The following is a 13688-nucleotide window of genomic DNA, read 5'->3' as shown; positions in this document are numbered from 1 at the left end:
GGTCAGCCGTCGAGCGCGCGGAGGCGCTTGACGAGGCTCGACGTGTCCCAGCGCCCGCCGCCCAGCTTCTGCACGTCCTTGTAGAACTGGTCGACCAGCGCGGTGACAGGCAGCGATGCGCCGGTTTCGTTCGCGGTGGCGAGGCAGATGCCGAGGTCCTTGCGCATCCAGTCGACGGCGAAGCCGTGGTTGAACTCGTCGTCCAGCATCGTCTCGTACCGGTTGACCATCTGCCATGACCCGGCAGCGCCGCCGCCGATCACCTCGACCACCGCGCGGCCGTCGAGGCCCGCCTTCTCGGCGAAATGCAGGCCTTCGGACAGGCCCTGCACCAGCCCCGCGATGCAGATCTGGTTGACCATCTTGGTCAACTGGCCCGCGCCGCTGTCGCCGAGGCGGCGGCAGAGCTTGGCATAGGCGTCGATGATCGGCTCGGCCCGGTCATAGGCCGCCTGATCGCCCCCGCACATGACCACAAGCTGGGCGTTTTCCGCGCCCGCCTGCCCGCCCGAGATAGGCGCGTCGACGAAGTGCAGGCCCTTGTCGGAGGCCGCGCCATAAAGCTCGCGCGTGACAGCGGCAGAGACGGTTGTGTGATCGACAAAGACCGCATCGGCTGACATCCCCGCGAAGGCGCCATCGTCGCCCATGCAGACGCCGCGCAGGTCGTCATCGTTGCCGACGCAGGCCATCACGAACTCGGCGCCCTTCGCGGCCTCGGCCGGTGTGGCGGCATGGTTGCCGCCATGTTCCTTCGCCCAGGCTTCGGCCTTGGAAGCGGTGCGGTTGTAGACGGTCACGTCATGCCCGGCCTTCTGCAGGTGGCCCGCCATCGGGTACCCCATCACGCCCAATCCCAAAAACGCCAGCTTAGCCATTGGCAATCCCCTCAGGTTCCGGTTCATTACGGACGTTCCCTTGCCCGCGCGCGGCGCGCAAGGGGCAGACACCAAGAAACGCGCGATGAGGCGGTTATGGGGCTGATTTTTCGCTGGTTGCTGCGGCTGACGGGCACGGCGGTGATCCTTGCGGTGCTGGTGGTGATCGGGGTCTACTACCTCGCCTCGCGGTCGCTGCCCGATTACACCAAGACGGTGCCGGCGGCGGGTCTGGCGGCCGAGCTGGAGATCGTGCGAAACAATTCCAACGTGCCGCACATCTTCGGGCAAAGCGACAACGACGTGTTCTTGGGCCTCGGATACGCCCATGCGCAGGACCGGCTGTGGCAGATGATGACCATGCGCCGCACCGCGCAGGGCCGGCTGAGCGAGGTGTTCGGCGCGCGCACGGTCGAGATCGACACGCTTCTGCGGCGGCTCGACCTCTACCCGCTGGCGGTGCAGTCGGTCGAGGTTCAATCGCCCGAGGTGAAAGAGGCGCTGCGGGCCTATGCCGCGGGGGTCAACGCGCGGATCGACGAGATCAACCGCGATGCACTGGGCCGGGGCGCGCCGGAGTTCTTTCTCTTTCCCGGACCGCTGGCGCCGTGGAAACCCGCCGATTCGCTGGCGATCCTGAAGCTGATGGCGCTGCAACTGGCCGGGCATCTTGAAAACGAGGTGCTGCGGGCGCGCACGTCGCTGGTGCTGAACGATGCCGACCGGCTGGACGACCTGATGCCGGACATTCCGGGCAAGGGCAGCGCCGCCCTGCCCGGTTTCGCGGCGCTTTTTCCCGACGCGCCGCGCGTATTTGCGGCGAACCGAAAACCGCGCGATCCGCTTGATCCGCGTCCCGCGCCGGGCCGCGCGGGTGCGTCGAATGCATGGGCTGCGGCGACGTCGCGGTCGGCCAGCGGCGGGGCGCTTCTGGCCAACGACCCGCATCTGGAACTGACCGCCCCGACGATCTGGTACCTTGCGCGGCTGGACCTGCAATCGGGCGGCGTGATCGGCGGCACGATCCCCGGCATGCCCATCGTGCTGGCGGGGCGGTCGGAGGCGTTGGGATGGGGCGTGACCTCGTCCTACCTCGACGACCAGGACCTTTTCATCGAGCGGCTGAACCCCGACAATCCCGAGGAGGTAGAGACGCCCGACGGGTTCAAGCCCTTCCGCACCCGCCGGTCGATCGTGAAGATCAAGGATGCCGACCCGGTCACGCTGACGCTGCGCTGGACGGAGAATGGCCCGGTCCTGCCGGGCTCGGTCTATGATCTTGGGCTGATCACGCCGCCGGGGCACGTGGTGTCGCTGAGCTGGACGGCGCTGAGCCCCCGCGACACGTCGATGACGGCGGCGATGAACCTGCTGCATGCCCGGACCGTGACCGAGGGCGTGGCCGCGACGGCGGGATTCGTGGCGCCGGCGCAGAACATGACGCTGGCCGATTCCACCGGTGCGATCGCGCTGAAGCTGGTGGGCGCGATGCCGCGCCGGGACGAACGCCACCAGAGCCAAGGCCGCCTGCCCGCGCCGGGCTGGATCGCGGCCAATCGCTGGCAGGGGCGCCTGCCCTATGCCGCCAACCCCGAATTCATCCAGCCACCGGGCGGGATCGTGGGCAACACCAACAACAAGATCGTCGAACGCCCCTTCCCGCTCCACGTGTCGTTCCTGTGGGGCGACAGCCAGCGGGTGAAGCGGTGGGAACTGCTGATGCAGTCGCGCGAGGTGCATACGCGCGACAGCTTCATCGAGGCGCAGCTGGACACCGTCAGTTTCGCCGCGCGCTCGCTTCTGCCGCTGATCGGGGCGGAGTTGTGGTTCACCGGCTCCGCCGCGCCCGCGGGCACGTCCGAGCGGCTGCGACAGGACGCGCTGCGCCTGCTGGCGGACTGGAACGGGGAGATGAACGAGCACCTGCCCGAGCCCCTGATCTATGCCGCGTGGATGCGCCACCTGCAGGACCGGCTGATCCGCGACGAGCTGGGCCCGGTGGCGGAGGATTTCACGCGGGTCGAGCCGCTGTTCCTCGAACGGGTGTTCCGCGACGTGAACGGCGCCTCGGCCTGGTGCGACGTGATCCAGTCGGCGCGGGAGGAGACCTGCACCGACATCGCCCGCGCGGCGCTGGACGATGCGCTGGTGTGGATCGGCGACACCTATGGCACGCAGCTCGACAGCCTGCGCTGGGGCGACGCTCACCAGGCAACACATGATCACCAGATCCTCGGCAAGGTGCCGCTGTTGCGGTATTTCGTGAACATCCGCCAGTCGACCAGCGGCGGCGACAACACGCTGATGCGCGGCAAGACCTCGGGCGAAGGCGACAACCCGTACCTCAACGTGCACGCGGCGGGGTATCGCGGGGTCTATGATTTCCTCGATCCCGATTCGTCGGTCTTCGTCACCGCGACGGGGCAGTCGGGGCACCTTTTCTCGCGCCATTACGACGACCTGAGCGTTTTGTGGCGGCGGGGCGAATACGTGCCGATGTCGCTGGACGAGGGGCTGGCCCGCGCGGCGGCGGTGGGCGTGACGACGCTGGTGCCGATGGAGTGAGGCGGAATGCCTTTCGGCACGCTTTTCCCGCGTGGGGGCAGGCCCCCACACCCCCGGACGAGGGGCGCGGCCCCTCGCGCTCCCGAGGTATTTTTGAACCGAAGAAGCCGGATGCGGTAACGGGCGATTAACCTTAACGGGCCACGGTCAGGGGGCGGTACAGGGAGAGGTCCCGATGGCCGTAACCGGAGAAGCCCCGCGAGCCTCGGCGGATGCCGCCTCGCGGGGTGGACCTTGGTTTTCTTCGGTTCGGAAATACCTCGGGGGTGCGGGGGCTGGCCCCCGCTTTCCGATTCTCAGGCGCGCAGGCGTTCGCCTTTCGGGTCGAACGGCGGTTCCGACAGGATCGTGGCCTTGTGGGGTTGGCCGAGGATCATGACCTCGACCGCGTCGCCGGGACCCGCATCCTTCACGTAGCCGAGGGCCAGCGACATGCCGACGGTGTAGCCATAGGTGCCGGAGGTGACCCGGCCGATCCCCTTGCCGTCCTTGAAGATCGGCTCACCTCCCGTCGCGTCCGCGTTCGAGGCCGTGACCGCCGCTTCGTCGATATGCAGGAGGACGAGGTTTTCGCGGGCTTCCTTGGCCAGCACCTCGGCGCAGGCGGATTTGTTGAGGAAATCCTTGTCCATCTTGCACAGGCGGTCGAGGCCCACTTCCTGCGGCCAGTATTCCGGCGAGTATTCGCGGGACCACGAGCCATAGCCTTTTTCGACCCGCAGCGACATGAGTGCGCGCGCGCCGACGGGGCCAGCACCGAACTCTTTCCCGGCCTCGCAGAGCGCGGCGAAGAGTTTTTCCTGATCTTCCGTCTTGCAGTGCAGCTCCCAGCCCAGATCGCCAGTGAACGAAACGCGCAGGGCCAGCGCCTCGACGCCCGCGATGGTGATCATCTTGGAGCGCATGAACGGGAAGTCCTCGGTCGAGAGCGAGGCGTTCGTGAGGCGCGACAGCAACGCGCGGCTTTCAGGGCCCGCGACGTTGAAGCCGCACATGGCGACGGTCATCGATTCGAAGGTCGTGCCTTCGGGCAGCGGGACCGCGTCATAGAAGCGTTTCTGGTAGCGTTCGGCCATGCCGGACGAGATGATCCAGAACTCGTCCTCTGCCGTGCGGGTCACCGTGGCGTCGCCCGCGATCCCGCCGCGCACGCCGATCAGGGGCGTCAGGCAGGACCGGCCTACCGCCTTGGGCATGTTGTTGGCGAAGACCTTGTTCAGCCACTCGGCCGCGCCCGGCCCCTTGCAGCGGTACTTGGCGAAGTTCGAGATGTCGATGATGCCCGCGCGGTCGCGCAGCATGCGGCACTCGTCGCCGACCGGGCCCCACCAGTTCTGGCGGGTGAAGCCGTTGGTGTCCTCGGTGCCCGGCGTCTCGGCATACCATTGCGGATGTTCCCAGCCGTAGTTGAGGCCAAAGACCGCGCCCATGTCCTTCTGCATCTGGTAGGCGGGGCGCACGCGGCAGGGGCGGCCTGCGGCGCGTTCCTCGTTCGGGTAGTGGATGGCGAAGCGGTGGGCGTATTGGTCGGCCACCTTGGCCTTGGTAAACGCCTTGTCCGCGAAGTCGCCGAAGCGCGCCATGTCCCACGGGAACATGTCGTACTGCATCTCGCCCTCGATCATCCATTGCGCCGCCATCAGGCCCATGCCGCCGGATTGCGAGAAGCCGGGAATGATGCCGTTGCAGCAGAAATAGCCCTTCAGCTCCGGGACCGGCCCCATCAGAACGTTCGAATCCGGCGACCAGATCATCGGGCCGTTGATGACGCGCTTAATGCCCGCCTCACCCACGACCGGCACCCGGTCGATCGCGCGCATCATGTTGTCCTCGATCCGCTCCAGATCATCGGGGAACAGGTCATGCGCGAAGTCGAGCGGCGTGCCCTCCTCGGCCCAGAACTTCAGGTCGCGTTCATAGGCACCGATCAGCAGGCCCTTGCCCTCCTGACGCAGGTAATACTCGCCATCGCGGTCCGCGACCGACGGCAGACGGTCGGGCATCGCGTCGATTTCGGCGATGGTCTCGGTCACGAAATACTGGTGTTCGGTCGGTTGCAGCGGCAGTTCGAGACCGGCCAGAGCGGCGACCTCCCTGCCCCACAGGCCCGCGGCGTTGACCACCCATTCGGTGTGGATGTCGCCCTTGGTCGTGCGCACGATCCACGTGCCGTCGGGCTGCTGTTCGGTCGCGGTCACGGGGGTAAAGCGGTGGATTTCCGCGCCGCGCTGGCGGGCGCCCACGGCATAGGCGTTGGTCACGCCCGACGGGTCCACGTTGCCGCCATCGGGTTCGTACATGATGCAGCGGATGCCGTCGAAGTTGACCAGCGGGTGCAGGCGCTCGGCCTCGTCCCGGCTGACTTCGTGGAAGTTCATGCCGTAGAGCTTCGCTTTCGAGGCCTGCAGCCGCAGTTGGTGTTCTCGCGCCTCGGTCTGGGCAAGGTACAGCGATCCGGGCTGGAACACGCCGCAGGACTGGCCCGTCTCTTCCTCCAGCGAATTATACAGGTTCATCGTGTAGTGCTGGATGCGGCTGATATTCGTCGAGTCATGCAGGCCGTGGATGTTGGCCGCCGCGTGCCAGGTCGAGCCGGAGGTCAGCTCGTCGCGTTCCAGCAAGACAACGTCCGTCCATCCCAGCTTGGTCAGGTGATAGAGGATCGAGCACCCGATCACGCCCCCACCGATCACCACCGCCTGTGCCTTGTCCCGCATGTCACCGCTCCTGTTGGTCCCTTGGCGGCAGCGTGGCGGGGGGCGGGTCAAGATACATGCCGGTTCCCGACATTTCCCGGTCAGGTTCCGTCGCTTTTCAGTTTCGGCTCACTTTTTTCCGACATTTGGATCAGTTTCGGATCAACGCAATCGTCAAATTGCGCCCTTTGGACCGGATGTGGATCAGCCCGTCAGGCATCATCGCCACCGTCCAGATGGTCTTTCAGCCGGGCCTTGTCGGGCGCGAAAGCCAGCGCCTGTAGCGCACGTTGCCCACAGCGGTCACGTTCCTCGCGGGCGGCCTGCGCGATTCCCTTGTCCGGGTGCCGCGCGAGGCTTGCGAGGGCTTTTTGCAAACATATCTGCACGTCAAGCTGCCCCGCCCCGTGACGCGCGATCGGGCCGAACACATCATCGATCAGCGCGCCGGCGCTGAGGGGCCGCACGCACAGGCGTTCGTAGGCGGGCTTTTCCACCTCGGTTTCGTCGCGGTAGAGCGCGAGAATGCGCTGCCCGCGCGTGATGACGTCAATGGCCGTTCCGGGATCGTTGATGCCCGGCGACAGAGCGCGCGAGCCGATTTCCGACAAGACGACCAGCCCGAACCGCGGGTCCTGATCGTGGATGCGCACGTCCCCCAGCCGGATCTGTGCGTCCAGCGTGTCGCGCAGGTCGTCGGGGATATCCCCCTCCACCGCGACCAGCGGTTCGTGCAGGGACACGAAATCGCCCGGCATCACCAGAAGCCAGATCGTCAGGTCATGGTCCTCGCAATAGGCGTTCAGCGCCTCCTGGTAGATCCGCTGCACGTATCCGCAGCGCTCGGCGACGAGGATCTCGGCCGTGTCGGGCGGGTCCTCCTGCATCGGCACCGCGCCTAGGCAGGGCGTGTTCAGTCGTTCCTTCAACTGTTCGGTCGTGATGTCCTCCACCTGCCGGGTCGAGGCCAGGAGCGATCCGAAGGTCTGAAGGTGCAGAACCCAGCGGATCAGCGACCAGCCGACATAGACCAGCACCAGCACCGTGACGGCGAACAGCACCGTGGCCCCGTTATCTGGAAAGATGCCCAGTTCCCGCAGCACGATCCCCATCAGCGCGTAAACCCACGCGCCGATGAAGGTCGCCAGCGTGTGCAGCGTGACCTCGTCCTGCATGGCAAGGCGGTGGATGCGCGGCGTCCACTGGCTCGACACGTTGTTGAAGACCGTGACCATGACCGTGAGGGAGAAGATCGTGACCGACAGCATCGCGCCCGCGATGATGTCGAGCAGCCGGTCGGCGGCCGATCCCGCAAGCCGCGTCTGCAGGTCCTCGGGCAACAACCACGAGACCGGCTGGGTCAGGGCCATGGCCAGCCCGGCGAGCGCACCCATCAGCACCACCCGCACCCACAATTTCCGCCAGTATTCCAGAGCCTTGCGGACAACCGTGTGCGGCAGTTCAAGAAGTTCTCTCATCGGCTCCTCCACGACACAAAGCGTCGGTTTCGGCACTTGGTTCCCGACGGCGTCAAAGATAGTGTCGGCGCGTGTGCAAACGGGACGTACGGGCATGACAGAAACGACGCAAGTGGCGGTGATCGGCGGGGGTGTCGTGGGATGCTCGGTCCTCTACCACCTGACCAAGCTCGGCTGGTCCGACGTGATGCTGATCGAACGCTCGGAATTGACGAGTGGCTCGACGTGGCACGCCGCGGGCGGCTTCCACACGCTCAACGGCGACACCAACATGGCCGCGCTTCAGGGCTACACGATCCGGCTCTACCGCGAGCTGGAAGAGCTGACCGGCATGTCCTGCGGGCTGCACCACGTGGGCGGCATCACGCTGGCCGACAACCGCGACCGGTTCGACATGCTGCTCGCCGAACGCGCCAAGCACCGGTTCATGGGGCTGGAAACGCAGATCGTCGGTCCGGACGAGATCCGCCAGATCGCGCCCATTACCAACACCGACGGTATCCTCGGAGCCTTGTACGACCCGCTCGACGGCCACCTCGACCCCTCGGGCACCACCCACGCCTATGCCAAGGCCGCGCGGATGGGCGGGGCGACGATCAAGACCCACTGCAAGGTCACGGCGACCCTCCAGCGCCCAGACGGGACGTGGACCGTGCAGACCGAAGACGGCGACATCCACGCCGAACACATCGTCAACGCGGGCGGCCTCTGGGCGCGCGAGGTCGCGGCAATGGCGGGCGTCTACCTGCCCCTCCACCCGATGGAGCACCAGTATATCGTCACCGACGACGTGCCCGAGATCTATGACCGCGACACCGAACACCCGCACGTCATGGACCCGGCGGGCGAAAGCTATTTGCGGCAAGAGGGGCGCGGGCTCTGCATCGGGTTTTACGAACAGCCCTGCAAACCCTGGGCGGTCGACGGCACGTCATGGGAATTCGGGCACGAATTGCTGCCCGACGACCTCGACAAGATCGAGGACTCGATCGCCTTCGCCTACAAACGCTTCCCCGTCCTCGAACGCGCGGGCGTGAAATCGGTGATCCACGGCCCCTTCACTTTCGCACCCGACGGCAACCCGCTGGTAGGCCCGGTGCCGGGCCTGTCGAACTACTGGTCGGCCTGCGGCGTGATGGCGGGCTTTTCCCAAGGCGGCGGTGTCGGCCTGACGCTGGCGCAATGGATGATCGGTGGCGAACCCGACCGCGACGTGACCGCGATGGACGTCGCCCGCTTCCCGCGCTGGCTGACGCAGGAATTCACCCGGCCCAAGGTGATCGAGAACTACCAGAAACGCTTTTCCGTCGCCTACCCGAACGAGGAATTGCCCGCCGCGCGCGGCCTGCGCCGGACACCGATGTACGACCTCTTCGACGCGATGGGCGCGGTCTGGGGCGCGCAGTACGGGCTGGAGGTGCCGAACTACTTCGCGACCGGCGACGAGCCCCGGTTCGAAACCCCGTCCTTCCGCCGCTCCAACGCGTGGGACGCCACCCGGCGAGAGGTCAAGGCCGTCCGCGAGGCCGTCGGCATCAACGAGACCCACAATTTCGGCAAGTACGAGGTGACGGGAGCGGACGCCCGCGCATGCCTCGACCGGATCATGGCTGGCCGCATCCCCAAACCGGGCCGTGTGTCCCTGACGCCGATGCTGTCGCCCAAGGGCAAGCTGATCGGCGATTTCACCGTCTCCTGCCTGTCGGACACCCGCTTCCTTCTGACTGCCTCCTACGGCGCGCAGGACGTACATATGCGGTGGTTTGACAAGCACTTGTCAGGCGACGTTCACGTCGAAAACATGTCCGACCGCCGCACCGGGTTCCAGATCGCAGGCCCCAAGGCGCTCGAAGTCCTGAAAGCCGCCGCCCGCACCCTGCCCGATCTGCGCTTCCTCGACGTGGCAGAGGTCGACGTGGGCATGACCCCCTGTATCATCCAGCGCGTCAGCTATACCGGCGACCTCGGGTTCGAGATCTATTGCGACCCGATGTACCAACGCGGCCTCTGGGACACGCTCTGGCAGGCAGGCCAGCCCCACGGCATGCGCCCCTTCGGCATGCGGGCGATGATGTCGCTCAGGCTCGACCGCTTCTTCGGATCGTGGCTGTCGGAATTCTCGCCTGACTACACACCGGGAGAGACCGGCATGGACCGCTTCATCAACTGGTCGAAAGAGGTTGATTTCATTGGACGAAGCGCCAGTGAGGCCGAGCGCCAGCAAGGCGCCAATCGCCAACTCGTCACCTTCGCGGTCGACGCCGACGATGCCGACGTGCACGGCTACGAACCCGTCTGGATCGACGGCAAGGTCAGGGGCTTCTGCACCTCCGGCGGCTACTCGCACCACACCGACACGTCCATGGCGCTTGCCCTTGTCCCCGCCGACTGGGATGGAGACAGCGCCGAGATCGAAATCCTCGGCCAGATGCGCCCCGCCACCCGGATGCGCCAGCCCGTCTTCGACCCCGACGGCGCCCGGCTCCGCGCATGACGCCCGTCGCGATCCTTCTCCTTGCTGCGGGCGCGTCCAGCCGCATGAAGGGCCGCGACAAACTTACTGAAAAGATTGGCGAAACACCCCTTTTGGAACGGCAAGCAGAACGCGCCACCAAGGTCGCGCCAACCTGGGTCACGCTCCCCTCGCTCGACCACCCCCGCGCCGCGCTGATCGGCTCCGCCAAGCCCGTCGCCGTCCCGGACGCCGCCGAAGGCATGAGCGCCTCCATCCGCGCAGGCGTCTTGGCAATCCCCGAAGATCACGCCGTGATGATCCTCCCCGCCGACATGCCCGACATCACCTCCGACGACCTGCACCTCATTGCCGCAATGTTCCAAAGCGGCTCGGGCGAGCAGATCGTGCAGGGAGCCGGAGCGGACATGACACCCGGTCATCCGGTGCTTTTCCCCCCCGCCTGCCGAGGTGACCTGCTGAAATGCACCGGCGACACCGGCGCCCGCACCGTCATCGCGGCCCATGCGCACCGCCTCCTGCGCGTTTCGCTGCCGGACAATCATGCGCTGACCGACCTCGACACGCCCGAAGCCTGGGCCGCCTACCTTGCCAACCGCCCCGCACAAAGCTAACCCGCGCCCATGACCCAGCTTCGTTTCTACGACACCATGCGCCGCACCGCGGACCCGTTCGAACCCCTTGGCGAACCGGTCAGGATGTATTCCTGCGGGCCCACGGTCTATCACGACGCGCATCTGGGCAACCTGCGCACCTATGTCTTCGTCGACATGGCGAAAAAGGTGCTGCGGCACACCGGGCTTACGGTCAGACACGTGATGAACATCACCGATGTCGGCCACCTCGTCAGCGACGGCGACGAGGGCGAGGACAAGATGGAGGTCGGCGCCCGCCGCGAGGGCCTGACCGCGTGGGACATCGCCAAACGCTACGAGGCCGGGTTCATCCGCCAGTGCCTCGCGCTCAACATCGCCGCGCCCGACATCCTCAGCCGCGCTACCGCCCACATCCCCCAGCAGATCGACATGATCGCCACGCTCGAGGACAAGGGCCTCACCTACCGCACCGGCGACGGCATCTATTTCGATACGTCGAAGATCGACGATTACGGCAAACTCACCGGCTCCAGCCGCGAAGGGTTCGAGGCCGGCGCGCGCGTCGATGCCGGCGACAAGCGCAACCCGACCGACTTCGCGCTCTGGAAGTTCTCGGCAGAAGGCGAACAGCGCCAGATGGAATGGGACAGCCCGTGGGGCACAGGTTTTCCTGGCTGGCACATCGAATGTTCGGCCATGGCGCGCCAGTACCTCGGCGACCAGATCGACATCCACACCGGCGGGATCGACCACATCGCGATCCACCACTCGAACGAGATCGCGCAGACCGAATGCTGCACGGGCAAACCCTTCGCCCACACATGGATGCACGGCGCGTTTCTCGAAGCGACCGATGGCGTGAAGATGGCCAAGTCGTCGGGCGAATTCCTGACGGTCTTCACGCTGGAAGAGCGCGGGATCGACCCGCTCGCCTTCCGCCTCCTGTGCTTCCGCACCCATTACCGCAAGCGCATGCTCTTTTCATGGAAACATGTCGAAGACGCCGCCACCGCGCTCCGCCGCCTGCGCCTGCGCATCAAGACGCTGAACGACGAGGCCGAAGCCGTCCCGCCCACGTCCGAGGCCGCGAACCGCCACATCGCCAGGATCGAGGCGGCCCTGCGCGACGACCTCGCCATGCCGCAGGTCATGGTCGAGCTTCAGACGATCCTCAAATCCAAGGCGCTGGAACCCGGCGAAAAACTGGGCCTCGTCGCCCGGTACGACTCGCTCCTCGGCCTCGAACTCCGGCGCGAGATCGACGGCCCCCTGCCCACCGACCTCGCAAAGGCCGCGTGGGAAGAAGCCACCCGCGCCGGCGGCAGCGACCCGGTCACACTCTGACCACCCGCTTCTCTGGTTCCGAAATACCTCGGGGGTGAGGCCGCAGGCCGAGGGGGCTCCCCCCCTCCTGCCCCTTCTCAGACAAACGCGTCCGGCATCGATGCCTTCTTCTGGGCCACGTAGGCGTCGAGCGCCTCCAGCACCGCGGGGTCCATCGCGGGCTGCTGGTATTGCGACAACAGCGTCTGCACCCTTGCGGTGGCCAGCGCCTGCGTGTCGCGCGCGCCTTCGTCCGACCACGTCTCGAACGGTTTGTAATCGAACAGGTCCGACCGCCAGAACGCTTCCTTGAAGTTCGCCTGCGTGTGCGCGCAACCAAGGTAGTGCCCGCCCGGCCCCACCTCGTGGATCGCGTCCAGGGCTTGCGCGTTGGTGTCGATCGGAACGCCCTTCGCCAACTGGTGCAATGCGCCCAGCTGGTCGGCATCCATCACGAACTTCTCGAAAGACGACACAAGGCCTCCCTCCAGCCAGCCGCAGGCGTGCAGCATGAAGTTCACACCACCCAACAGCGCCGCATTATGCGTATGCGCGGTCTCGTAGGCCGCCTGCGCATCGGGGAGTTTCGAGCCACACAGCGACCCGCCCGACCGGAACGGCAGGTTCATCCGCCGTGCCAGCTGGCCCGCGCCGTACAGGATCTGCGAGGCTTCCGGCGTCCCGAAGGTCGGCGCGCCCGAGTTCATGTCGATCGACGACACGAAAGCGCCGAAGATCACCGGGGCACCGGGCTTCACAAGCTGGGAATAGGCGATGCCCGCCAGCACCTCGGCCAGCACTTGGGTCAGCGTACCCGCGACCGACACCGGCGCCATCGCGCCACCGACGATGAAGGGCGACACGACGCAGGCCTGGTTGTGAGCGGCATAGACCTCCAGCGCGCCCATCATCACGTCGTCGAACGTCATGGGCGAGTTGATGTTGATGAGCGAGGTCATGACCGTGTTCTCGGCCACGAAGTCCTTGCCAAACAGGATCTCGCACATCTCCACGCTGTCCTGCGCGCGCGACGGTTCGGTGACCGACCCCATGAACGGCTTGTCCGACAGCACCATGTGCGCCCGCAGCATGTCGAGGTGGCGCTTGTTCACCGGCACATCCGTCGGCTCGCAGACCGTGCCGCCCGAATGGTGCAGCCATTTCGACATGTAGCCAAGCTTCACGAATTTCTCGAAATCCGCCATCGTGGCATAGCGGCGGCCGCCTTCGGCATCGCGCACGAAGGGCGGGCCATAGACCGGCGCGCAGACGAGCGTGTTGCCGCCGATTTCCACGGTGCGTTCGGGGTTGCGGGCGTGCTGGGTGATCCGCGACGGCGCGGTGGCGCAGAGTTTCCGGGCCAACCCGCGCGGGATGCGCACGCGTTCACCTTCCACGTCGGCACCCGCCTCGCGCCAGCGATCAAGTGCGGCGGGGTTCGACACGAAGTTGACGCCGACCTCTTCAAGGATCGCATCGGCATTGGTTTCGATGACCTCGATCGCCTCGGCGGTCAGGATCTCGTAATTGGGGATGTTCCGCTCGATATACTTCGCGGTCTCGATCTTGACGCTGGTGCGCTCCGCCCGGCGCGCGGCACCGCCGCCACCCCGTCCGCGTCTGCGTGCTGTTGCTTCTGCCATGATCGCCCCCTTGGCCGCCGTGCATCGTGTTGCGAT

Annotated in this window: 8 protein-coding genes; 4 read left to right on the top strand and 4 right to left on the bottom strand. The window is 66.3% G+C overall.

Annotation, left to right across the window (positions count from 1 at the left end; genetic code table 11):
- Positions 1-2 precede the first annotated feature (2 nt).
- Positions 3-878: an NAD(P)-dependent oxidoreductase gene (locus tag ATO11_RS02935; RefSeq protein WP_050529301.1), complete on the bottom strand. Its 876-nt coding sequence runs from the start codon at positions 876-878 to the stop codon at positions 3-5.
- A 96-nt stretch (positions 879-974) separates the two neighbouring features.
- Here ATO11_RS02935 and ATO11_RS02930 point away from each other — a divergent pair, with 96 nt between their 5' ends.
- Positions 975-3443, top strand: a complete 2469-nt coding sequence (locus tag ATO11_RS02930) for a penicillin acylase family protein (protein WP_050529300.1) — start codon at positions 975-977, stop codon at positions 3441-3443.
- Positions 3444-3739: 296 nt separating this feature from the next.
- Here the strand turns inward: ATO11_RS02930 and ATO11_RS02925 are convergent, their stop codons facing one another.
- Positions 3740-6160 carry a GcvT family protein gene (locus ATO11_RS02925; protein WP_050529299.1) on the bottom strand — a complete coding sequence of 807 codons (2421 nt, stop codon included), beginning with the start codon at positions 6158-6160 and terminating at the stop codon, positions 3740-3742.
- Between the two features lie 191 nt (positions 6161-6351).
- Positions 6352-7617: a DUF2254 domain-containing protein gene (locus ATO11_RS02920; RefSeq protein ID WP_050529298.1), complete on the bottom strand. Its 1266-nt coding sequence runs from the start codon at positions 7615-7617 to the stop codon at positions 6352-6354.
- A 94-nt stretch (positions 7618-7711) separates the two neighbouring features.
- Here ATO11_RS02920 and ATO11_RS02915 point away from each other — a divergent pair, with 94 nt between their 5' ends.
- Genes ATO11_RS02915 through cysS form a run of 3 tightly spaced genes read left to right on the top strand, consistent with a single transcriptional unit; the run spans position 7712 to position 12030 of the window.
- Complete coding sequence (locus tag ATO11_RS02915; protein ID WP_050529297.1) at positions 7712-10111, top strand: GcvT family protein; 2400 nt, start codon at positions 7712-7714, stop codon at positions 10109-10111.
- Entirely contained in the window at positions 10108-10704 is a 597-nt protein-coding gene (locus tag ATO11_RS02910) for a nucleotidyltransferase family protein (RefSeq protein WP_050529296.1), read from the top strand. Before ATO11_RS02915 ends, ATO11_RS02910 begins: the two co-directional genes overlap by 4 nt.
- 9 nt (positions 10705-10713) lie before the next feature.
- The gene (gene cysS, locus ATO11_RS02905) at positions 10714-12030 is read left to right on the top strand and encodes a cysteine--tRNA ligase (RefSeq protein ID WP_050529295.1); all 1317 of its coding nucleotides are present in this window, start codon (positions 10714-10716) and stop codon (positions 12028-12030) included.
- A 77-nt stretch (positions 12031-12107) separates the two neighbouring features.
- Here the strand turns inward: cysS and ATO11_RS02900 are convergent, their stop codons facing one another.
- Positions 12108-13652, bottom strand: coding sequence for a trimethylamine methyltransferase family protein (locus tag ATO11_RS02900; protein ID WP_050529294.1), 1545 nt, complete (start codon positions 13650-13652; stop codon positions 12108-12110).
- Positions 13653-13688: the final 36 nt, after the last annotated feature.

Source organism: Pseudaestuariivita atlantica (assembly GCF_001205715.1).
In the GTDB taxonomy this organism is placed as follows: Bacteria; Pseudomonadota; Alphaproteobacteria; order Rhodobacterales; family Rhodobacteraceae; genus Pseudaestuariivita; species Pseudaestuariivita atlantica.
This window is presented reverse-complemented; position numbering and strand designations above follow the sequence as displayed.